Source organism: Microbacterium sp. F2E (assembly GCF_020905435.1).
In the GTDB taxonomy this organism is placed as follows: domain Bacteria; phylum Actinomycetota; class Actinomycetes; order Actinomycetales; family Microbacteriaceae; genus Microbacterium; species Microbacterium lacticum.
The window spans coordinates 25,807-48,223 of record NZ_JAJJIB010000005.1 but is presented as its reverse complement, the minus strand read 5'-3'; the positions used below and the strand labels follow the sequence as shown (position 1 = coordinate 48,223).

20 protein-coding genes are annotated in these 22,417 nt (G+C 70.7%); 11 read left to right on the top strand and 9 right to left on the bottom strand.

The genetic code is table 11. The features are described 5' to 3' along the window. The first annotated feature begins 66 nt into the window (after positions 1–66). The 3 genes from LOK55_RS05655 to LOK55_RS05645 all read left to right on the top strand — a co-directional run bounded on the left by LOK55_RS05655 (position 67) and on the right by LOK55_RS05645 (position 3,526). Entirely contained in the window at positions 67–2,190 is a 2,124-nt protein-coding gene (locus tag LOK55_RS05655; protein ID WP_229934603.1) for an acyl-CoA dehydrogenase, read from the top strand. A 574-nt stretch (positions 2,191–2,764) separates the two neighbouring features. Then, positions 2,765–2,926 (top strand): DUF1731 domain-containing protein, encoded by a 162-nt coding sequence (locus tag LOK55_RS05650; RefSeq protein WP_374107623.1) that lies wholly within the window; start codon positions 2,765–2,767, stop codon positions 2,924–2,926. A 9-nt stretch (positions 2,927–2,935) separates the two neighbouring features. Beyond that, positions 2,936–3,526, top strand: coding sequence for a DNA-3-methyladenine glycosylase I (locus LOK55_RS05645; RefSeq protein WP_229934602.1), 591 nt, complete (start codon positions 2,936–2,938; stop codon positions 3,524–3,526). A gap of 286 nt (positions 3,527–3,812) precedes the next feature. Here the strand turns inward: LOK55_RS05645 and LOK55_RS05640 are convergent, their stop codons facing one another. Both LOK55_RS05640 and LOK55_RS05635 read right to left on the bottom strand, forming a co-directional pair. Next, on the bottom strand, positions 3,813–4,241 hold the full coding sequence (locus LOK55_RS05640) for a dehydrogenase (RefSeq protein WP_141381538.1): 429 nt from the start codon (positions 4,239–4,241) through the stop codon (positions 3,813–3,815). A 145-nt stretch (positions 4,242–4,386) separates the two neighbouring features. Next, positions 4,387–5,385: a malate dehydrogenase gene (locus LOK55_RS05635; RefSeq protein WP_229934601.1), complete on the bottom strand. Its 999-nt coding sequence runs from the start codon at positions 5,383–5,385 to the stop codon at positions 4,387–4,389. 159 nt (positions 5,386–5,544) lie between these two features. Here LOK55_RS05635 and LOK55_RS05630 point away from each other — a divergent pair, with 159 nt between their 5' ends. From LOK55_RS05630 to LOK55_RS05620, 3 genes are all read left to right on the top strand, one after another. Further along, positions 5,545–6,411, top strand: coding sequence for a neutral zinc metallopeptidase (locus LOK55_RS05630; protein ID WP_229934600.1), 867 nt, complete (start codon positions 5,545–5,547; stop codon positions 6,409–6,411). Next, a complete protein-coding gene (pip, locus tag LOK55_RS05625) occupies positions 6,408–7,418 on the top strand; it encodes a prolyl aminopeptidase (protein WP_229934599.1) in 1,011 nt (336 codons plus the stop codon). The genes LOK55_RS05630 and pip overlap by 4 nt, the downstream gene beginning before the upstream one ends. Positions 7,419–7,578: 160 nt before the next feature. Continuing rightward, a complete protein-coding gene (locus tag LOK55_RS05620; RefSeq protein ID WP_229934598.1) occupies positions 7,579–9,186 on the top strand; it encodes a DEAD/DEAH box helicase in 1,608 nt (535 codons plus the stop codon). 328 nt (positions 9,187–9,514) lie between these two features. Here LOK55_RS05620 and LOK55_RS05615 read toward each other — a convergent pair whose 3' ends face one another. The 7 genes from LOK55_RS05615 to LOK55_RS05585 all read right to left on the bottom strand — a co-directional run bounded on the left by LOK55_RS05615 (position 9,515) and on the right by LOK55_RS05585 (position 17,661). Beyond that, a complete protein-coding gene (locus LOK55_RS05615; RefSeq protein WP_374107626.1) occupies positions 9,515–11,197 on the bottom strand; it encodes a GMC family oxidoreductase in 1,683 nt (560 codons plus the stop codon). A gap of 53 nt (positions 11,198–11,250) precedes the next feature. Continuing rightward, positions 11,251–12,921, bottom strand: coding sequence for an aldehyde dehydrogenase family protein (locus tag LOK55_RS05610; RefSeq protein WP_229934596.1), 1,671 nt, complete (start codon positions 12,919–12,921; stop codon positions 11,251–11,253). A gap of 101 nt (positions 12,922–13,022) precedes the next feature. Next, entirely contained in the window at positions 13,023–13,298 is a 276-nt protein-coding gene (locus LOK55_RS05605; protein ID WP_229934595.1) for a glutaredoxin family protein, read from the bottom strand. Next, complete coding sequence (locus tag LOK55_RS05600; protein WP_229934594.1) at positions 13,295–14,425, bottom strand: glycosyltransferase family 2 protein; 1,131 nt, start codon at positions 14,423–14,425, stop codon at positions 13,295–13,297. Before LOK55_RS05600 ends, LOK55_RS05605 begins: the two co-directional genes overlap by 4 nt. Before the next feature lie 175 nt (positions 14,426–14,600). Then, complete coding sequence (locus LOK55_RS05595; protein WP_229934593.1) at positions 14,601–14,951, bottom strand: hypothetical protein; 351 nt, start codon at positions 14,949–14,951, stop codon at positions 14,601–14,603. Positions 14,952–14,972: 21 nt separating this feature from the next. Then, positions 14,973–15,434, bottom strand: a complete 462-nt coding sequence (locus LOK55_RS05590) for an adenylyltransferase/cytidyltransferase family protein (RefSeq protein WP_141380995.1) — start codon at positions 15,432–15,434, stop codon at positions 14,973–14,975. Between the two features lie 121 nt (positions 15,435–15,555). Next, a complete protein-coding gene (locus LOK55_RS05585; protein ID WP_229934592.1) occupies positions 15,556–17,661 on the bottom strand; it encodes a glycosyltransferase in 2,106 nt (701 codons plus the stop codon). A 275-nt stretch (positions 17,662–17,936) separates the two neighbouring features. On the opposite strand from LOK55_RS05585, the gene LOK55_RS05580 reads away from it, so the two are divergent. The 5 genes from LOK55_RS05580 to LOK55_RS05560 all read left to right on the top strand — a co-directional run bounded on the left by LOK55_RS05580 (position 17,937) and on the right by LOK55_RS05560 (position 22,318). After that, on the top strand, positions 17,937–18,923 hold the full coding sequence (locus LOK55_RS05580; protein ID WP_229934591.1) for a glycosyltransferase family 2 protein: 987 nt from the start codon (positions 17,937–17,939) through the stop codon (positions 18,921–18,923). After that, positions 18,913–19,950, top strand: coding sequence for a glycosyltransferase family 2 protein (locus LOK55_RS05575; RefSeq protein ID WP_229934590.1), 1,038 nt, complete (start codon positions 18,913–18,915; stop codon positions 19,948–19,950). The genes LOK55_RS05580 and LOK55_RS05575 overlap by 11 nt, the downstream gene beginning before the upstream one ends. Before the next feature lie 167 nt (positions 19,951–20,117). Next, positions 20,118–20,687, top strand: coding sequence for a CDP-alcohol phosphatidyltransferase family protein (locus LOK55_RS05570; protein WP_308066639.1), 570 nt, complete (start codon positions 20,118–20,120; stop codon positions 20,685–20,687). Then, positions 20,665–21,651, top strand: a complete 987-nt coding sequence (locus tag LOK55_RS05565) for a glycosyltransferase (RefSeq protein ID WP_308066638.1) — start codon at positions 20,665–20,667, stop codon at positions 21,649–21,651. The genes LOK55_RS05570 and LOK55_RS05565 overlap by 23 nt, the downstream gene beginning before the upstream one ends. A 64-nt stretch (positions 21,652–21,715) precedes the next feature. Continuing rightward, on the top strand, positions 21,716–22,318 hold the full coding sequence (locus LOK55_RS05560; protein WP_229934588.1) for a DUF4352 domain-containing protein: 603 nt from the start codon (positions 21,716–21,718) through the stop codon (positions 22,316–22,318). Positions 22,319–22,417 lie beyond the last annotated feature (99 nt).

The following is a 22,417-nucleotide window of genomic DNA, read 5'->3' as shown; positions in this document are numbered from 1 at the left end:
ATTGCGTGACTGTTGTCGCGCTCCTACCGTCGGCAGTGATCCTTCCTGCCCCCGAAAGGTATGCCGATGACCGACACCGCCGTCCGCGAGAACATCCACCCCAAGAAGCCCGCGACCAGCAAGCGCACGCCCGCCGGCGGTGCGCCCACGGCGGCCCACACCGCCGACGAGGCGCACGAACCGCGCATCGACGTCGACGCCGTCACCGACCTGCTGCTCGGCACGTGGGGCGAGACGCGCCGCGAGGCGCGCGAGATGATCAAAGACCCGGCGTTCTGGCGCATCGACGGCCAGTCGGTGCCCGAGCACCGCGAGCGGGTGCTGGGCCAGTTGCGGCTGCTCGTCGAGAACAACGGCTCGCGTCGCGCGTTCCCGAAGGAGTACGGCGGCCTCGAGAACAACGGCGCCAACCTCGCCGGGTTCATGGAACTCGTGCTCGCCGACCCGAGCCTGCAGATCAAGTCGGGTGTGCAGTGGGGCCTGTTCGGCTCGGCCATCTACCAGCTCGGCACGAAGAAGCACTGGGATGCCTGGTTGAGCGACGTGATCGAGCTCGAACTCCCCGGCGCCTTCGCGATGACCGAGATCGGGCACGGCTCCGACGTGGCATCCATCGGCACCACCGCGACGTACGACCCCGAGACCGAGGAATTCGTCATCAACACGCCGTTCCGCGGCGCGTGGAAGGACTACCTCGGCAACGCCGCGCTGCACGGGCGCGCCGCCACGGTGTTCGCGCAGCTGATCACGGGCGGCGTGAACTACGGAGTGCACTGCTTCTTCGTGCCACTCCGCGACGACGAGGGCGGCATGCTGCCCGGGGTCACGAGCGAGGATGACGGCGTCAAGGGCGGCCTGAACGGCATCGACAACGGCCGGCTCGCCTTCGACCACGTGCGCATCCCGCGGTTCAACCTGCTCGACCGCTATGGCCAGGTGGCCTCCGACGGCACGTATACGAGCGACATCGCCAGCCCCGGCCGCCGCTTCTTCACGATGCTCGGCGCGCTCGTGCAGGGCCGCGTGTCGCTCGACGGTGCCGCGACCGAGGCCACGGCCCTCGCGCTGTACATCGCGCTGACGTATGCCAACCAGCGTCGCCAGTTCGACTCGGGCGCCGGTACCGACGAGGTGGTGCTGCTGGACTACGGCAAGCACCAGCGCCGCCTGCTGCCCCTGCTCGCGCAGAACTACGCACAGTTCTTCTCCAACGACGAACTGCTGCGCAAGTTCGACGGCGTATTCTCGGGTCGCACCGACACCCCCGAAGAGCGCGAGGATCTTGAGACCCTGGCCGCCGCGCTGAAGCCGCTGAGCACGTGGAACGCGCTGTCGACCATCCAAGAGGCACGCGAGGCGTGCGGCGGATCGGGCTTCATCGCCGAGAACCGTTTCGTCGGCCTGCACCAGGACCTCGACGTCTACGTCACCTTCGAAGGCGATAACAACATCCTGCTGCAGCTGGTCGGCAAGCGCCTGCTGGCCGACTTCGCGAAGCAGTTCAAGGGGGCGGATGCCGCCAAGTTGGCATCCTTCGCCGCGAAGCAGACTGCGGGCAGGGTGTTCCACGGCGCGGGGCTCCGCCGGCTCGGCCAGGCCGTCACCGACTTCGGCTCCACGGCCCGCTCGGTCGAGCTCGGCCTGCGCGCCGAACAGCAGCACGAGCTGCTCGCGGGACGCGTCGAGCAGATGGTCGCCGACATCGCGACGCGCCTGCGGCCCGCTTCGAAGGCGTCGCCGGCCGAAGCTGCCGCGATCTTCAATGCCAACCAGGCTGAGTTGATCGAGGCGGCGCGCGCGCACGGCGAGCTGTTGCAGTGGGAGGCGTTCAGCGACGGCGTGAACCGCATCGCCGAGACGGATGCCGACACCGCACAGGTGCTCACGTGGCTGCGCGACCTGTTCGGCATGCACCTGATCGAGAAGCACCTCGCCTGGTATCTGATCAACGGCCGCCTGTCGACGCAGCGCGCGGCGTCGGTCTCGCGCTACATCGACCGGCTCGCGCTGCGTCTGCGCCCGCACGCGCAGGACCTCGTGGATGCCTACGGCTTCGCCCCCGAGCACGTCCGCGCGCCCATCGCCTCGGGTGCCGAGCGCGCCCGTCAGGACGAGGCGCGCGCCTACTATGCCACGCTCGCCGCGTCGGGTGAGGCGCCCGTGTCGGAGAAGTCGCTCAAGAAGAAGTAGTCGCTCCCGCGGTCGCGCGCCGGGCGCCTTGCGCAACCGCGGAGATCTGCACACCTGCGGACTGGCTGCGGCGAGGCATCCGCGGTTGTGCAGATCTCCGCAGGTGTGCGCGGCGTGGGGTTTGGTTGTGCGCGGGGCGCGCGACCGCCGGACGGGCCTGCGCGCCGCGCCCGCGCCCCGCACGGACGCTGCGCGCGCCACACGAACTCCGCAGTATGTCGCGAACTCCGCACCCGGACCCGCGATCGGCTGCGGAATTCGCGCATTCCTGCGGGGTTCGTGCTTACGGGGTAGCGGCGTCCGCGCCGGCGACGGGCACGACCGCGTAGGTGAACGTGCCCGCGTAGTGGAACACCTCGCCGAGCACCGGCATGGTGATGCGCACGTCGACGGCCTGCGCGGGCGGCGCGCCCGTGCCGGCGGGGCACGCGGCGCGCTCCGAACCGCACGGTGCGCGCCGCCGTCAGCGACCCGTCCGCGTGCGCCGTGTTGACCACGCTGAACGGCGCGTCGAGCTTGTCGATCCGATCGCCGAGCACCCGCTCGTACACACCGCACCGAACCCGAGCTCGTCGTGAAGAGCCGCTGGGTCGCGCCCGAGCGGCTCACCGCCGCGGGGTTCACGTTCGCGCACACCGACCTCGCAGAGGCGCTGCGGACGGGTGCCCAGGGCGGGAGCACCGGAAGCTCGGGTACCGGGAGCGCGAGCGTCGGGAGTGTCGGGGCACGTCGATAGCCTGGTCTGATGGACGACCTGCGCCCCGACCTCATCCGCGGCCCCGACGGTCTCGCGCGCTGCGGCTGGGTCGGCGATGACGCGGAGTACCGGCGCTACCACGACGAGGAGTGGGGCCGGGCGCTGCACGGCGACCGGGCGCTCTACGAGAAGATGTCGCTCGAGGGGTTCCAGGCGGGGCTGTCGTGGATCACGATCCTGCGGAAGCGCCCCCGCTTCCGCGAGGTGTTCGCCGGATTCGAGCCCGAGACGGTCGCCGCGTTCGACGAGGCCGACGTCGAGCGCCTGATGGCGGATGCCGGGATCATCCGCAACCGAGCCAAGATCCTCGCGACGATCGGAAATGCCAGGCTCGTCGCGGCGATGACGCCGGGAGAGTTCGACGCCTTCATGTGGTCCTTCGCGCCGGAACCCCGCTCGGCGGCCGACCGGCCGGTCGCGTTCGCCGATGTGCGCGCGATGACCGCGGCATCCGATGCGCTCTCGAAGGCGCTCAAGAGGCGGGGCTTCCGCTTCGTCGGATCGACCACGATGTACGCGCTCATGCAGTCGGCCGGGATGGTCGACGATCACCTCGTCGGCTGCCACCGCGCGGGCTGACTCGCCGCACTGTCGCGATGCGGCGAGTCAGCGCCGTCCCCGGGATCACGCGGCGTTCGGGACGATCACGAGGCGCTGGGTGCGACCAAGACCGTGCAGGGCATCGAGGGCATGGCCTCGTTCCTCGAGAAGGCCGCTCAGGCCCTCCAGTCCACCGACGAGCAGCTCGCCAGCCAGCTCGGTCAGTGACCCCCGGCCGGGCTCGCCCGGCTGGCGACGGCGGCCTCGCAGATCATGATCCGCGGGGCCGCCGTCTCGCGTGGGCTCGACCGCGCCGTGTGACGGCTCAGGCGCGCGAGTGGCCGAGCACCTTCACGATGATGCCGCGGCGGCGCAACTCGGCGATCGCGTGGGTCTCCTCCGGCACCGTACGGCCGAGGGCGTGCTTGTCGGCCACCACGACGACGTCGCCGCTCGTGAGACGGCCGAACAGGCGCGTCAGGCGCTCCGACCAGCTCTCCCCGGTCTCGGGCGCGGGGTGACGGAAGCCCTCGATCGGCACGCCGAACTCCGCCAGGGCGTCGCGCTGGGCGATCACCGAGGGCAGGTCGTCGCGGGCCACGACGAGCCCGACGAGCCGCGAGCCCGCGGGCCGTGCCGCCCACCAGTCGGAGTCGGAGACGATCACCGGCACCGCTTCGGTCGTCGCCGGGAGCGCGATGGATTCGGCGTAGTCGGCCGGCGCGCGGCCCGAGGCATCCATCTGGGCGTTCATCTCGCTCCTTCGTCGAGCTCTCATTCTCACAGGTCGCGCGGCTCGCCGCGGGTCAGTCGTCTCCCTGCAGCCGCAACTCGATGCTCAGCTGGTCGGCGTCGAGCTCGGCGAGGGTGTGCCGCAGGGAGTCAAAGGCGCCGGCGACTCAGAGGAGGCCGAGCTCGCGCACGGCGTCGCGCTCGGCGACGAGTTCGGCGACGGAGGCGTCGATGCGGGAGCGAGCGCGATCGTCGAGGTCGAGCCCCTCCACGATCCGGTATCCCGAGCCGTCGCTCGTGACGGGGAACGACGAGTACAGCCCCTCGGGCACCCCGTATTCGCCCCGCGAGAGCACGGCGGCGCTCGTCCCGTCGGTGCCGGCCACGCTGTCGCGCAGGTGCGAGATCGCGGCGTTCGCGGCCGAGGCCGCCGACGATGATCCGCGCACCGAGATGATCTCGGCCCCGCGCTTCGCAACCCGCGGCACGAACTCGTCGTCCAGCCAGGTCGCGGCGGCCTCCGCGCCGCCGAGCCGCTCGGCGAGCACCTCCCGGGCGGGGCGTCCCGCGACCGTCGCGTGGTCGACGTCGGGGAACTGGGTCGCGGAGTGATTGCCCCAGATCGCGATGCCGCGGATGTCGGTGACCGAGGCATCCGTCGCCTGCGCGAGCTGCGCGAGAGCGCGATCGTGATCGAGGCGGGTGAGCGCGGCGAAGCGGTCGCCGGGGATGTCGGGGGCGGATGCCGCGGCGATGAGCGCGTTCGTGTTGGCGGGGTTTCCCACCACCACCACGCGGATGTCGGCGGCGGCGACCTCGTTGAGCGCCGCGCCCTGCGGGCCGAAGATGCCGGCGTTGGCGGCGAGGAGGTCGGCCCGCTCCATGCCGGCGGTGCGGGGGCGCGCCCCGACGAGGAGGGCGAGGTTCGCGCCGTCGAACGCGGTGCGGGCGTCGTCGGTGATGTCGACGCTCTGCAGGAGCGGGAACGCGCAGTCCTGCAGTTCGAGAGCGGCGCCCTCGGCCGACCTCAGGCCCTGCGGGATCTCGAGCAGTCGCAGGCGGACGGGGCGGTCCGGGCCGAGCAGGGCGCCCGAGGCGATGCGGAACAGCAGTGCGTAGCCGATCTGGCCGCCCGCACCCGTGACGGTGATGGTCGTGGCATCCATGTTCCGAGCCTAGGGCCGAGGCGGGATCGGAGGGAGAGCGCGCATCAGGGGGCGGCAACGAGGGCGGGGATGCCGATGGCGGTGGCGACGCGGCGGCATCCCGGGCGGCATCCCGGGCGGCCTCTGGGGGCGGCGGGCGCCACGCGATACGGTGAGGGCATGACGTTCAACAGCAACGCCGACGTGAGCGGCAGCGGCGCGAAGCGGCGGGGGCCCGGCGGCGGCGTGATCGCGGGCGGCGTCGGCGGCCTCGGCGCGATCGCCGTGATCCTGCTGCAGATCTTCACGGGGGCCGACTTCTCGAGCCTGCTCGGCGGGATGGGCGGGGGCACGGAGGCGGGACCCGAGACCGACATCGCCAACTGCGAGACCGGAGCGGACGCGAACGCGAGCATCGACTGCCGTCTCGCGGGCGGATCGAAGTCGATCAACACCTATTGGGCGAGCCAGGTGCAGGGCTACCGTGCGCCGCAGCTGATCATCGTCGACGAGTCGACGCCCACCGCGTGCGGCACGGCATCCAATGCCACCGGCCCGTTCTACTGCCCGCCGGAGGAGACCGTCTACATCGACCCGACGTTCTTCCAGGTGCTCGAGCAGCAGTTCGGCGACGAGGCCGGCCCGCTCGCACAGCTCTACGTGCTCGCGCACGAATACGGGCACCACATCCAGCAGATCACCGGCATCTTCGACCAGTACCCGTCGAACGGCACCGGCCCGTACAGCAACGGCGTGCGCTCCGAGCTGCAGGCCGACTGCTTCGCCGGCGCCTGGGTGCAGGGCGCGGCCGACCAGAAGGACGACAAGGGCGTCGCCTACCTGCAGCGGCCGAGCGACGATCAGATCCGGGATGCCCTCGATGCGGCCGCCGCCGTCGGCGACGACCACATCCAGGCCAAGTCGGGGCAGGTGAACCCGGAGAGCTGGACGCACGGATCGAGCGAGCAGCGCCAGCGCTGGTTCACGCAGGGCCTCAACGGCGGTCCCGGCGCGTGCGACACGTTCTCGGTCGGAAACAACCTGTGAGCGGCTCCGCCGGAGCCCCGGCTCACCTCGACGAGATCCTCTACCCGCCGATCGAGCCGTACGAGACCGGATTCCTGCTCGCGGGTGACGGGCAGCGCGTCTACTGGGAGCAGTCCGGCAACCCCGACGGCAAGCCGGTCGTCTTCCTGCACGGCGGCCCGGGCGGGGGAACCTCGCCATGGCATCGCCGCTTCTTCGACCCCGAGGCCTACCGCATCGTGCTGTTCGACCAGCGCGGCTGCGGCCGCTCGACGCCGCACGTGAGCGCGCCCGGCGCTGACCTGCGCTACAACACCACGTGGCACCTCGTCGCCGACATGGAGCTGCTGCGCAAGAACCTCGGCATCGACCGGTGGCAGGTGTTCGGCGGGTCGTGGGGGTCGACCCTCGCGCTCGCCTACGCGGAGAGCTACCCCGACGCCGTCACCGAGCTCGTGCTGCGCGGAATCTTCACCCTGCGCCGGTATGAGCTGGAGTGGTTCTACGAGGGCGGGGCGTCGGCGATCTACCCCGATCTGTGGGAGGACTACCTCGCTCCGATCCCGGTGCTCGAGCGCTCGCGCCTGATCGAGGCCTACCACCGCCGGCTGACCGACCCCGATCCGGCCGTGCACCTGCCCGCCGCCCGCGCCTGGACGACGTGGGAGGCCGCGACCCTCAGCCTCCTCCCCGACCCCGATCGGGTCGCCTCGATGGCCGAACCCGACACGGCCGTCGCGTTCGCCCGCATCGAGAACCACTACTTCCTGCACGGTGGGTGGCTCCGCGAGGGCCAGCTCATCGACGAGGTCGGCGCGATCCGTGGCATCCCCGCGGTCATCGTGCAGGGCCGCTACGACGTCTGCACGCCCATGATGACGGCGTGGGACCTGCACCGCGCGTGGCCCGAGGCGGAGTTCGTGGTCGTGTCGGATGCCTCGCACTCGGCCGCCGAGCCCGGGATCGCTCGCGCGCTGCGGGCCGCGACCGATCGCTTCGCCGGCGCAGAGAGATCCCTGCTAGACTGAAGGTTCTTGCCGCGCGGCATCCGACCGCGTGCTTGCGTCGTAGAGCGCTTCCCTCGCCGCCCGGTCCGACCGGATGCCGGCTGACATTCCCCATACGGCGACCCTGTGCGCATATCCCGCAGAGGCCACCGATCCGGGCAGCCTGCCCAGAAACATTCCTATGTCTGACACCACTTTCCGCACGCTCGGCGTGCCCACCCCCCTGCTCGACGTCCTCGCGAAGGACGGCAAGACCGAGCCGTTCCCCATCCAGTCCGACACCCTGCCCGACACCCTCGCCGGCCGCGACGTGCTCGGCCGCGGCAAGACGGGCTCGGGCAAGACCCTCGCCTTCTCGATCCCGATGGCCGCGCGCCTCGGCGGCGCCCTCGCGGGCGGTTCGCGGCGTGCCGGTCGCATCCTCGGTCTCGTCCTGGCCCCCACTCGCGAGCTCGCGACGCAGATCAACGCGACGCTCGAGCCCCTGGCATCCGCCTACGGGCTGAAGACCACCACGATCTTCGGCGGCGTGAGCCAGAACCGCCAGGTCGCGGCGCTGAAGGACGGCGTCGACATCGTCGTCGCCTGCCCCGGCCGCCTCGAAGACCTCATGAAGCAGGGCTTCGTGAAGCTGGATGCCGTGGAGATCACCGTCATCGACGAGGCCGACCACATGGCCGACCTGGGCTTCCTGCCCGTGGTCACCCGCATTCTCGACAAGACGCCGCAGGGCGGTCAGCGACTGCTGTTCAGCGCGACGCTGGACAACGGCGTCGACAAGCTCGTCAACCGGTTCCTGCAGAACGAGGTGCTGCACTCGGTCGACGAGGCGAACTCGCCGGTCGCCGCGATGACGCACCACGTGTTCTACACCGAGGGTGTGGATGCCAAGAAGGAGCTCGTGCGCACGCTCGCGTCGGGCACCGGCCGGCGCATCCTGTTCATGCGCACGAAGCACCATGCCAAGAAGCTCGCCCAGCAGCTGACGGCGCAGGGGATCCCCGCGGTCGACCTGCACGGCAACCTGTCGCAGCCCGCGCGCGACCGCAACCTCGCGGCGTTCGCTTCGGGCGCGGCGAAGGTGCTCGTCGCGACCGACGTCGCCGCGCGCGGCGTGCACGTCGACGATGTCGAGCTGGTCATCCACGTCGACCCGCCGATGGAGCACAAGGCGTACCTGCACCGCTCGGGGCGCACCGCCCGTGCCGGCGCCGAGGGGTCTGTCGTGACGATCGTGCTGCCCGGCCAGGAGAAGGACGTGAAGGACCTCTTGCGCAAGGCCGCGATCACGGTGACCCCGGTGAAGGTCTCGGCGACCTCGCCCGAGGTGACCGCGCTCGTCGGCGAGGTCGCGGCCCATGTCGCGCCGGCGCCGAAGTCGGAGCAGCCCGGCCGAGGCCAGGGCGGCGGCGGACGCAGCCAGGGCGCGAACGCGCAGCGCAAGCGCGCCGCGCGCGAGGCGCAGGGCGCTGCGCACGGTGGGGGCGCCGGTTCGGGTCGCGGCGGCCGCGGCGGCCGTGGTCAGGGCGCCTCCGGCGGTCAGGGCGGCCAAACGGGTCAGGCTCGCACCGATCGCTCGGGTCGCCCCGCGGCCGAGCGGCAGGGTCGCCCGGCCGATGCCGGTCGGGGCCGCGAGCAGCGCCCGGCGCGCGAGCAGGCTGCGGCGCAGGCATCCGGCGACCCCCGCACGTCGGGCCGCCGAGCTTCGCACGGTGGCGGCGCCGCCGGCAAGCTCATGGTCGGATCGGTCGTGCGTCAGAACGGCGGCGGCCAGCGTCGCGGCCGCTGACCCGCTGACCCGTCGGGCCGCTGACCTGCGCCCGCGACGGCCTGCGGGCATCGCCCCTGCGTACCGCAATGCAGGACCGATGTCACGCCGGCCGCTGCGCGCTCGCGTGATTCCGCGGTGGCGATCCCGCCGCTGCGCAGGCGATCCTGCAAACGGTACGGCGCCGCCGGGTGGCCGCCCGGTACCTGCGTACGGTATTCAGTCTCCCCATGGGCAGTCACCGGGGTGGTTGCGGTGGACGCCGCGCGATTGCGCGGCGAAGCCCGTGGCGGCGACGCGCGCAGACTGAATACCGTACGCGCGTGCCCCGAGCCCGAGCCCGAGCCCGTCAGCGCCCGCGGATGAGGTCCGCCGCGCGCTCGCCGATCACGATCGCGGGAGCGTTGGTGTGGCCGCGGATGACTGTCGGCATGACCGAGGCATCCGCGACGCGGAGTCCCCGCACGCCGCGCACCCGCAGCTGCGGGTCGACGACGGATGCCTCGTCGAGGCCCATCCGTGCCGTGCCGACCGGATGGTAGAGCGTGTGCGAATAGCGGCGCAGGGATGCCTCGTCGCGCTCGGCGGCGGTCATCGAGGCGCCGCCCGGCGGCTGCACCCAGTCGTCCGAGGTGACGGCGTCGAGCGCGGGCGTCGCGATCAGCCGCTCGCATTCGGCGAGGCCGGCGAGCAGCGTCCGCGCATCGACGCCGTCGGGGTCGCTCAGATACCCCGGGTCGATGATCGCGGCATCGGTCGGATCGGCCGATGCGAGCCGGATCGTGCCGCGGCTGCGTGGGCGCAGCAGGATCGCGCCGACGGTGATGCCCTCGGCCGGCAGGGGCACGAGCCCCTCGCCGACGTACGGCGCCGCGGCGAAGATGATCTCAATGTCGGGCAGTCCGTCCGCCGCGCCGCTCTCGTCGGCGACCCCGGTGCGCACGAACCCGTACGCCTCGGCCACGTTCGAGGTGAGCATCCCGCGGCGCCGGGTAAGGTACGCGGCCAGCTGCGCCGGCTTCTCGGCACCGTACAGGGTGCCGCCGCGCGCGCCCGGCGCGAGCCCGGCGACGAGGTGGTCCTGCAGGTTCTCGCCGACGCCCGGAGCATCGACGATCGTCGTGATGCCGTGGGAGGCCAGGTGGTCGGCCGGTCCGATGCCGCTCAGCAGCAGCAGCTGCGGAGTGTTGATCGCGCCGCCGCAGAGGATCACCTCGCGGCGTGCCCGCGCATGCCGGGTGATCCCGTCGATCTCGACGTAGACCCCGGTCGAGCGCGGTCCGTCGCCGCGCGATTGCTCCGTGGCGTCCAGCGCGCCGCCTGCGTCGGCAGCATCCCCGCCGCCACCCGCCTCGAACGTCACGCGCCGGACGAGCGCGTCGGTCACGATGCGGAGGTTCCGTCGGCGGCGCGCCGGCCGCAGGTACGCGTCGGCGGTGGAGGCGCGTGCGCCGCGGCGCTGCGTCACCATCGTCTCGGAGAAGCCCTGACCGGCGGGCAGATTCGCTTCGGTGACCGGATGGCCGAGCTCCCGCGCCGCGTCGAGGAACGCCGCCGTGTGCGGTCGCGGATCGCGCTGCCGCTCGACCGCCTGCGGGCCGCCGCGGCCGAGGGACGCATCGGTGGCATCCGCGGTGGCTTCGACGCGCCGGAAGTAGGGGGCGAGCGAGGCCCACGACCAGTCCGCGCCGGCGACGCCGGCCCATTCGTCGTAGTCGGCGGCGAACCCGCGCACCCACATCATCGCGTTGAGCGACGACGATCCGCCGAGGGTCTTGCCGCGCGGCCAGTAGACCGTGCGCCCGTCGAGGTGCGGCTGCGGCGCGGTGTCGTAGTTCCAGTCGTAGCGCCCGCGGAAGAGCTTCGAGAACGCGGCGGGAACGTGCAGTTCGAGCGCACGATCGACCGGCCCGGCCTCGAGCAGCAGCACCGAGACGGCGGGGTCCTCGCTCAGCCGCGCGGCGAGGGCTGCGCCCGCGGACCCGGCTCCCACGACGACGTAGTCGGCCTCGAGGTCGCGGGCGCGAGGGATGCCTCGTGCCGCCGACCTCGGCCGCGCCGCCCGCGTGGCGCCCGGCCCGCCGCTCACGCGCCGAAAGCCTTCACGAGCACGACCGACATCCTCGCCCAGTCCCCATCGATGCGGAACCGGGTGAAGCCCTCGCAGACCGCCGCACCGGTGCGCGAGGTCACGAACCACGGCGGCTTCGGCAGCACCGACAGCCCGTAGCCGCGCACTGCAGAGGTCGCTGACCGCGGGAACGGGCGGAACGGGCCGCGCACAACCGTGCGCTCGACGCGGTCGAGCAGGAACGCGTTGTGCACGATCCCGATGCCGCTCGGGGCGTTCTCGAGCGTCCCGCCGGGGTACGCGCCCCAGGTCGCCGTGGGGGTGAGGAATCCGAACGCCGTCCACGCGTTGACGGCGACCGTGCCGTAGTGCAGGTCGGCGACGGCGCGCTCGAATCCGGCGCGGAGCGCGGACTGCGTCGCGGGGTCGATGAGCACGTTCGCGCCGAGCGTGCCGGTGATTCGGTCGTTCGCGTGCGCGACGGCGGCGTCGAGGAACTCCTGCCCCGTGCCGGGGAGGTCGACGACGCCGAGCACGGGCGAGAAGTACTCGGTGGTCTCGAGCGGCTCAGCATCGTCGGGCGCGGCGAGGACGAGCGTGCGGCTGCCGTCGCCGCAGCGCCCGGCGTCGGGGTACGCGTCGCGCGCGGCATCCATCTTGCTCTCGCTGTTCGGGTACCAGACCGGCCGCTCGGGCGCGCGGTCGTACGCGGCGCGGAGCTCTTCGAGGAAATCCGCGCGCTGCGGCCAGTCGCTGCTGAGCAGCACGACCTGGCCGGCGATGCAGTTGTGTCCGCTGTTGTGCAGGCGCATCGTCACGACGTGCTCGGCCTGGTAGCGCAGGTCGGCCGCCGACCACTCCCCGGGAACGATGATGATGGGCGAGACGCCGCCGAGCTCCGCCGTGATCGGCACGGACAGCCCCGGCACGATCGCGCGGAAGGTCGCCTCCGACCCGGTGATGTGCACGTGCGAGATCCCCGGATGCCCCGTGAGGGAGCCGCCCACGTCGCCGCCGCCGGTCACGATGCGCAGGAACCCGGGCTCGATGAGCGGGGCGAGGGCGCGTTCGAAGACGCCGACGAGCGCGTTCTGCGTGGGGTTGAGCTTCAGGATCGCGACGCGGTTGAACGCCATCAGCTCGTACAGCACATCGAGGTAGGGGATCGAGGTGATGTTGCCGGCGCCGAGCACGAGCCCGACCCCGCCGGGCGCCGAGGGATGCCGTTGCCCGAGCCCCGCCGCACGGCGGGCCGCCTCGGCGGTGACGCCCGGTTCGAGCCACACCTCGGTCGAGTACCCCGACAGGAGCAGGCGGTCGGTCGCGGTCAGCGGCGAGGTGTGCACGACGGTGCGTCCGCCCGGCGCCGTGCCGGTGCGGACGCCGGCGATCGGCGAGCGGCCCGCGGCGAGCGCGCCGAGGGTGTCGGCGTACGCGTCGACGGCGACGAGGGCGGCGTACGGACCCGACAGCCACTCCTCGCCGCGCAGCGGATGCCCGGGCGCGAGCCCCTTCGATTCGGACGCCGTGTCCGCCCACTCCTCGGCGACGGCCGCGGTGGTCGCGTGCACGCGGCGGAGCAGGGCACGGCGCTGGGCGAGTGTGAGCAGGCTCCAGGCGCGGGCGCCGGTCTCCAGCTGCGTGATCGCCTGATCGAGGGTCGCGTGCTCCGTCGTCGTCGCCATGACACTCTCCTTCGAATGGATGCCCGTGGGCTCAGCCTACGGCCGGAGTGGCACGCGATCCCAGCGGGAGCGCTCCTCGATGTCAGCGTGGCGGCAGGGCGTCAGATCAGCGCGAGTTCGCGCAGCTTCGCCTCGACATCGGCGTTGGTGGGCTCGACGTGGTGCGAGGCATCCGGGTAGACGACGACGGGGATGTTCGTGCGGCCCGAGATCTCGCGCGCCACGTCGGCGGCGGCGGGGTCGGCGACGAGGTCGACGTAGGTGTAGGCGATGCCGAGCTCGTCGAGCTGCTTCTTCGTGCGGATGCAGTCGCGGCACCAGTCGGCGCCGAACATCGTGATGGTCTGCGGGGTCTGTGCGGTGTCGGAGGAGGTCATGATTCCAGCGTACGGCCGGTGGAGTGGGCGACGGGCGTCGCGACGGCTGCGGCTGCCACGCGCTTCGGGGCGTAGACCCACAGCGCGTGGTAGACGAAGCGCACGACGAACGCGGCGACGAGGGTGATCGCGGCGGCGAGGACGCTCGGGATGTGGGCATTCTGTACCAGCAGCGCGAGCACCGGGATGCGGACGAGCGCCTCGATGTTGTTGAACGTGAACGACTTCGCGAATCTGACCCACACGGAGCCCGAGTCGGCGCGCATGTCCGAGAAGACGAGGTACTCGAGCAGCAGGAAGTTGCCGATGATCGTCACCTCGCTCGCGATGATCGCGGCGGGGATGTAGTCCATGCCGAGGCGGATGAGGCCCCACATGATGACGAGGTTCGCGATGGCGCCGATGCCGCCGACGAGCGCGAAGGCCGACATGCGGCCGAACCGCAGCATCGCCAACTGGGTGAGGAAGCGGATGCCCTGCGTGAAGGTGGCCTTCGACTCGCCGGCGTACCGGGTGGCGAACGCGAACGGCACCTCGCCGATGCGCAGCTGGCGGCGCGCGAGGATCTCGAGCAGGATCTTGAACCCGCGGGGGCGGAGCGCATCGAGGTCGAGGGCGTCGCGGTCGACGAGGAAGAACCCGGTCATCGGGTCGGTGCAGCCGTGGAGCTTGCGCGGGAACATCGACTTGGTGAGCGCCGTGGAGGCGCGGGAGACCGCCGTACGGGTGGCGTTCGCCAGACCGCCGGCGGTGCCGCCCGCGACGTAGCGCGAGGCCACGACGATGTCGACGTCGCCGACCGCGGCGCGGTCGAGCATGCGCGGGATGTCCTCGGGGGGATGCTGCAGGTCGCCGTCCATGACCAGGCACCAGCGCGAGTCGGCCGCGCGCAGCCCCTCGAGCACGGCGCCGCCGAGGCCGGCGACGGGAGCGTCGCGGCGGATCAGACGCACCGGGAAGTCGACGGTGCCCGAGACGACGCGGATGATGTCGGGGGTGTCGTCGGTGGAGTCGTCCACGAACAGCACTTCGAAGTCGCGCCCGTCGAGCGACGCTCCGAGTCTGCGGAGCAGTTCCGCGACGTTCGGGCCTTCGTTGAAGGTCGGAACGATGACGGTCAGTTCCATGGGTCGCTCGCAAATCGCCGGCGGAAAAGGTCGTCTCAGCGTAGCGGGGGTCCTGTGGCGCCGCCTGTGTGTGATCTGTCAGTTCGTTATGCGCCACCGAGGTGTCATCTGCCGTTCACCCGATGAGCTTCTTCACCTCCGGCACGCCCATGCCGAGCCGCTCGTCGCGCGTTCGTCAACGGGACACGTCGCCTTCGGCGACTCCGCGCACGCGCATCGCCCGTCCCGCGATCGCCACGATCCGGAAGGCGGTCGCTTCCGGCGGTGTAGAGACATCCAGCGGCAGGATCGCGACCGGGATCTCCGTCCCTCCGACGGTCAGCACGCCGCCGCCGCGCCCGTTCGTGATCACCGAGTAGGTGCGGGGGCGACGGGCCTTGCCGACGACCGGCGCCGCTTCGCCGTCGACGCGGGGGAAGAGGAGCCGAAGCTGTCGACGCGTGGCGTCGTCGATGTCGTCGGGGTGGAGTTTCGGCAGCAGTCCGATCATCTGTCCGACGAAGAGGTCGACGGCGTCGGCGGTCACCGGTGGCTGCTCACCGTGTGCTCAGGCGGACGCCGGGCGTTCGGAGTAGTCGTGCAGCGTCTCGGCCGTCACGACTTCGAGAGCGCGGCGCAGCTGCGTGCTCGAGGTGTGCGCCGTGTACGGGAAATACACCACTTCGACGCCGACCGCGGCGAACTCGAGCTCGAGCCGGTTGCCCTTCTCCGTGCCGCGCCAGTCGTCGCCCTTGAAGAAGTGCGTGAAGCCCACCTCGCGCCACACGTCGAGCTTGTCGGGCACCGTCTCGATGTGCACGTGGTCGACGAAGCGGATGCCTCGCACGATCTCTGCCCGCTCCGCCGTCGGAACGAAGGGCGCGACGCCCTTGACGGCGCGGAGCATCTCGTCGCTCACGACGCCGGCGATGAGCACGTCGCACTGATCCTTGGCGTGCCGAAGGATGTTCAGGTGCCCCACGTGGAACAGGTCGAACGCCCCCGCGGCATAGCCGATACGTACCGTCATGGTGCCCCCCAGCAGCTGACGTCATCGCAACGCCCCCCGGCGTCGCTCACCGAACACCCACAGTCCGATGCGGAAATGGTACACCCTCAACCGCGGGGCGCATCTCCGCTCGAGGCGTGCGTCAGTCTCCGTGGTGACGAGTTCGATTCGCGACGGTTCGGAAGCTGTCGACGTGCTGCGCCGCCCCCAGGTCCCATTCGCGCCCGGACAAGTCGGGGACACCGGTCGTTCGCGCGGCGACCTCCCACGCGCTCTCGATGTCTTCGGCTCCGAGTGCACCGGTATACGTGTGCACCCACTCCGCGCCCACCTCATCAGCGAGCGCACGATTGACCTCGTTGTCGGGGACGAGGACGGCACGGCCCAGCGACAGGGCGGCAAGCGCCGTGCCGCTGTTGTGCATGTGGCGGTACGGAAGCACGATCAACTGCGACGAGGTGATGGTCTGCGCGAGCTCCACCTCGGAGAGGAAGCGTGGATCGATGGTCACCCGTTCGTCCTCGCCTGCCCTTGTGGTGATCGCGTCGAGAAGGTCGGCTGAAGAGGGGTGTCCCGCGATGTGCAGCGAGACTCCGGGCCGTCGCCACGCGGTGAAGGCGTCGACGAGGTCCTCAACGCCTTTGTACCGCCGGATGAGCCCGACGTAAGCGACCCGTCCCGGGATCGCCTCGGACTGCGGGAACCGCGCGAACCAATCGCGGTAGTGCCCATGAAGGATCGTCGACGATTCGATCCCGTCTCTCGGTGGCGTCTGATCGTTCAGGTGAAGATCGAGCACCGTGCGCGCGTCGACGCGGTCGAGCAGCCAGCCGTCGATCGCGGCCATTTCGCTCGGACGCTCGAGATTGTGGAGGGTGCGCACGATCGGGGTCCGCGTGAGGTTCCAACGGAGGATCACGGCCGCCGTGAGAGCGCGCCGCGTTGCTCGCCCGATCGCGCGGTGACCGCCGACGAGCAGCTCCGGCCAGTGCACGTGCGCGAGGTCGTACCGACCGAGAATCGCTGAGCGAAAGTTGAACGTGCGCACCGTGACGTCGGGGCGTCGTGCGAGGGAGCGATGCAGCTGCGTGATGTACGGGTTCGTGGTCTCCTTCGGCGTGCCGAACGATTCCAGAACGATGATCGGCCGCTCTCTGCGGCGCGGCCTCCCGTCAGGACGGGGGTTACCGGTCGGATCGGCGACCATCGCGTACCACCTGGTGACCTCCGCGGGGAGTCTGTCCGGTGTCCATCGCTGAGTCGGAACGCCGCCGGCTGCGGCTGCTCGCAGGACGGCGCGCGCAACATTGCGGGGGATATCGCCCTCCAACGAGGCGATGTGGGCGTTGGGTTCCGCGAGGAGGGGAGGCCCACCCAGCGGCAGGCACACGACGGGACAGCCGATCGAACTCGCCTCGGCTGCCACCCAACCTGCCTGATCATGCATCGACGGGAACAGGAACACCGTGGCGCGGCTCATGTGGTCGAGGAGGATGTCACGCGGCACCTCGCCGAAGAATCTGACGCGCTCCGAGAGTCCACGGCGCGCGACCATGCGTTCGAGACGACGCTGTTGGTGGCCGCTGCCGAAGATATGCAGGCGCCAGCCATCCAGCTCGGGACGGACGAGCGCGTCGATCGCGAGCGCCGCTCCCTTCCAAGCGACCAGCCGACCGGCGAACATCGCGACGCGGTCATCGATGTGCGCAGAGCGCGCGGGCAGGTCGGACAGGCTCGCGTTGGGCTCGACGACCGTCGTCGCTCCCAATGCGCGGAAATTCGCCTCTACCTGCGGGTTCTGCGCGACCACGAGACGGGCGCGGCGTGCGGTCGGATCCCCGCCGAGGGCGCGGAGGGGGCGAGTGATGACGGCGCGGGCGAGCTCGGTGACCGTGCCGCGCACACCCAGCCACCTCGCTAGGCGGCGGATCGGCAGCGTGCTCGACCCCCCGACCGGACCCCAGACGATCGGCACCTCCCGCAGCGAAGTGATCCCCGCGGGCATCCAGTCGTTCGCGAACGTGATGTGGTGGGCGACGTCGAAGTGTTCAGCACCATGCAGCTCACGCGCCAAGCGGCCGGCACCGCGTTGCCAGAGGGGGTAAAACCAGTAGAGATCCCATGCACGACGCTTCCACGCGACCGCCCGCGGTGGGTCGTAGAAGTGCACGCGAAGCCGGGCGCTCAGGGCAGGATCGGCATCGAGCGCGGCGCGGATGGCGTCCGCGAACCTGGGCCGCGTGATCACGTGGACCGTGTGCCGCTGAGCCGCCGCGACAGCGAACGCCCACCCCGCCGAGGCCTCCGGACCCATGTCCGGACCGCACGCGTATGCACTCATCAGCACGCGGCGTGGTGCGGCGTCTGCCGTGTCGAAATCTGTCACCGTGGAGCCCCCAACCCTCGTGCCTCGCGAGCCTAGCCGACCGCCGTTGTGGACGAGTTCGCGCTGTCGCGGCATACTGTGAGCGGGGATAGGCGGCGCACGTCTTGGGGATGACGCGCCGCCGAGGGGGATATTCGATGACGGAGAACTCGTCGACCGCGCCGATCGGCGACGGTCAAGACGGAGGCCGCCTGCGGGTGGTGATGCCCGTGCACAACGCGGCGACCTACGTGCGAGAGGCGATCACGAGCGTGCTCGACGACCTGCCCGCGGGCGGAGAGCTCGTCATCGTCGACGACGGTTCGACGGACGGCTCCGGTGAGATCGCGCGGGCTTACGCGCTGCGGGATGCGCGCGTGACGGTGATCCGTCACGACAACCCCGTGGGGGTCTCGCGTGCATTGAATGCCGGAATCAAACACGCCGGATGCCCCGACTTCGTCGCCGTCGCCGAGCACGACGATGTGGTGGTCCGAGGCAGGTTCTCCGCGCATGTCGACGCCCTGCGTGCCGACGCCGGACTGGGAGCGGTCTCCGGGGAGGGGCGGTACCTCGGCCCGAGCGGACGCGTGGCTGGTCGAGTGGCGGTGGCCCCGTCGTCGCGACGGGAGTTCGAGGAGCTTCGCGAGGCCGGACGCGAGATTCTGATTCCGCACCCCGCGATCACCTACCGACGCGATGCGGTCGTCGACTCGGGTCTCTACGACGCAGCGTTCGACGCCGCGCAAGACCTCGAACTCATCAATCGGATGGTCTACGAGCACGGTTGGGAGGTGCGTCTGCTGCCCGGGCCCCACGTTCTGTACCGGATCCATGGCTCATCGATGTCCTTCTCGCACATCGAAGGACAACGAATGATGACCCGATACATCGTCTACCGCAACGCGGCCCAGCTCGCGGGCGAACCCTTCACGGACTACCAACAGTGGCGACGCGACAACGTCCCCGATCGACGCACCCGGTGGCGGTGGTACCGCAAGGACACCGGCGCCTTGAAGTTTCCTCAAGCCGGCTTGGCATGGTTGAACCGCCGACCGTTCGCCCTCGTCGGCAATCTCGCGGCGGCATCCGTTCTCCACCCGAAATGGGTGCTCATGAAGCTGCGAGTCGCTCGTGGACGGTGAAGGTCTGCAGGCCGTGGCTCCCATGGCCGCGCCGGCGCGGGACGACGATCTGGCGGTGATGATCGCCGTGCCCACCCTGCGCCGTCCGCGCGAGCTGGCTCGGCTGCTCGACCGTCTGCCTGCCACGATCGAGGCCGCGATCGAGCAGGGCTCGTGTGCACGCGTCGACGTGGTGGTCATCGACAACGACCCATCGGGGTCCGCGGCGGACGTCGTGCGATCGGCGTCACTGCCGGTGCGGTACGCCCCCGAGCCGCAGCCGGGGCTCTCGGCTGTGCGTAACCGGGCACTGGATGAGAGTGCGTGCCACGACATGCTCGTGTTCATCGACGACGATGAGACCCCGGCTGCCGAGGGGTGGCTCGCGCGGTTGCTCGACACGCAACGTGTGACGGGGGCGGGGGTCGTCGCCGGCCCGGTGCGCACCGTCATCGAGGGAGAGTGGGATCCCTGGATCGTGGCGGGTGGCTTCTATGCGCGCGCACACCGCTCGGGCTTGCAGACCCGAGACCGGATCGCCGGCGCCGCGACGAACAATCTGCTGCTCGACGTGGCGGCGGTCCGCCGTGCGGGTGTGCGATTCGATTCACGCTTCGGCGCCACAGGGGGAGAGGATTCGTTCTTCACCGCGCAGTTGGGCGCCGCGGGCGTGGAGATGGTGTGGTGCGCGGACGCGATCGTGGAAGATCACCTCCTCTCCGCGCGTCAGACACGCGCTCACGCTCTCGTCAGGAGTCGCGGCATGGCCGCCGCCGGAGTGCGTGTCTCACTGGCGCTCGCCGAGGGAGCACCCGCGCGGCGCGCCCGCGTGCGGGCGCGTGGTCTGTGCGCCGCTTTGATGCGCATCGCCGTGGGGTCGGCGCGGGGTCTTGGCGCCCGGGTGAGCGGATCGACCCGCCTCGACGCAATCGGGGCGCGAGACATCGCACGAGGTGTCGGGCAGTTGGAAGGGGTCATCGGCCGCAATCGCGCGCTCTATGGACTCGACGGCGGCGGGGCGCCCGCCGTCCGGGAGGAGACATCATGACGACCGTCCGTGGGGCGCGGCCAGGGCTCGAAGAGACGCTCGGCCGCCTGCGTGCAGCGCAGAAGGGGCACGCTCGCGGAGCACCCGCCTACTCCGTATACGTCAATCGCCGAATCGGTCGGCTCCTGGCCGCTTTCGCCTTCCGTGCGGGGTTGTCGCCTAACCAGGTGACCGCGCTCAGCGCGCTGCACACCTTCGCCGCCATCGCGCTCATCGCGACTGTGCCGAACGACCCCTGGGTCGGTTTCGCGGCTGCTGCGCTTCTCGTGCTCGGCTACGCCTGGGACTCGGCTGACGGACAGGTGGCACGGCTCTCCGGCGGCGGGAGCATTGCCGGAGAGTGGCTCGACCACTTCGTCGACGCGATCAAGATATCCACGCTCCATCTCGCCGTCGCGATCGGGTTGTATCGCTTCGCGCCGGAGATTCCGCGAGTGTGGCTACTGGTTCCGCTCGCCTTCTCGGCGGTGGCGACGACCACCTTCTTCGGCATGCTCTTGAACGATCTGCTCAAGGGGGCGCGCGGAGTGCCGTCGACCCACGCGCGCGGCGGCGGCACGTTCACCCGGTCGATGATGCTCCTCCCCACCGACTTCGGCGTCGTGTGCCTCGTGTTCGTCCTCTGGGGCGCCCCGATTCTCTTCTTGTGGGCGTACGGCACGTTGTTCGTGTTCGCTGCGTTGTTCCTCGTGGCCGCGGCCGCGAAGTGGTTCCGTGAGATGCAGCGTGTCGGCTGAGGGTGGGCGGCGGCCGCTGGCGATCGTCGCCGTCAACTACGGATCGTCTGGCCTGCTCGAGCGGAACCTCGTTCGCAGTGCGGCGCGCGCAGCCCCCGCATCCGTCGTCGTGGTCGACAATCCGACATCGTCGGAGGAACGAACTCGAGTGCAGGCGCTGGCCGCCGAGCACGGCTGGCTTCTGGTCGAGCCCGAGGAGAACCTCGGGTTCGGCGGTGGCGCTAACGCGGGTGCGCAACGCGCGATCGACGCAGGGGCGCGAGATCTGCTTCTCCTCAACCCGGACGCCACCCTCGGCGAGGGGTGCGTGCCGCTCCTGCGCGCGGCCGATCCGATGCACGACGCCGTATGTGCTCCACAGATCGTGACCAGCGGCGGCGCGGTCTGGTTCGACGGAGCCGACCTGTACTTGGACGACGGCATCACGCGCGGACGCTCCAAACGCCGGCAGTACCCCGCATCCGAGCGGTGGGAGTGGCTCACGGGTGCGTGTTTATGGGTCCCGGTGGAGATCTGGACCGCAACCGGCGGGTTCGATCCCGAGTATTTTTTGTATTGGGAGGACGTCGATTTCTCGCGCCGCGTCGTGGAGGCGGGCGGGATGCTCCGGGTGGTCTCCGCGGCGCGGGCGGTCCATGACGAAGGCGGCACCCAAGGGCGAGCGGCCGACGACCGGACGAAATCCGAGATGTACTACTACTTCAACATCCGCAACCGGATGCTGTTCGCCACCCAGCACCTCGGGCAGCCGGGCGTGCGACGGTGGGCTCGCACGGCAGGGGCATCTGCCCGCGAGATCCTCCTGCGCGGTGGCCGGCGGCAGTTCTTGTTCTCGCTGGCGCCGTGGCGCGGGGGTTTCCGCGGGCTCCGCGACGCCCGGCGCATTGCTAGGCGAAGTCAGATCGACCGGCGGGGCTATGATCTCCGCGTGGCAGAGGGTGAGGGCGTCCATGACCGGGGATGAGACACAGGCGGACGAGCAGGCGACGGCCCGGCGCGATCGTCGCCGATCGAGAGGCACGATCGTCGTGGTCGTCCTCGCCGCGCTCCTCGTGGCGGGAGCCGTGTACGCCGGCGTAGCGGCATCCACGGGCCGGGCGACGGCCACTCCCACCGACGCCGTTACGGCAAGCGTGCCAGGTGATGCGTCGAGCTCTCCCGCAGCGTCGGCATCTCCCGGCGCCACGCCGACGGATGGGCCCGATGACGGCGATGGGTCGGACTCCGACAGGACCACGCTGCCGCCAGTCGGGCTCGATGACTCCGCCACCGTCGCCGACGGCGTTCAGGTTCGTGTTGCCCAGATCGAATCCGTGACCGGAGAGGCCGTTCTGCCGGGCGAGATCGGGGGGCCGGCGCTGCGCATCACGGTCGAGGTCCGCAACGACAGCGACGCGACGATCGACCTGCGAACCGCGACCGTGACTGCTGCGTACGGCGATCCGGTGCAGCCCGCCAATCCCATTTCGAAGCCCGAAGGCAAGGCGTTCGAGAACGAAGTCTCGCCTGGCCAGTCGGCGACGGGGGTCTTCGTCTTCGAGGTGCCCGCGGACCAGCGCGGCTACGTGCGCGTCGACGTCGATCTCAGCGTCGATCAGCCGATCGTGGCGTTCGAGGGAGCCGTCGGGTAACAAAAACGTTGCTCACCGCGCGAATCTTCGCGTAGGATGACGCCGACCCGACTGGGAAGGGTCGCAGTCGTCGATCGGTGATGGGGATCATCGCGGCGA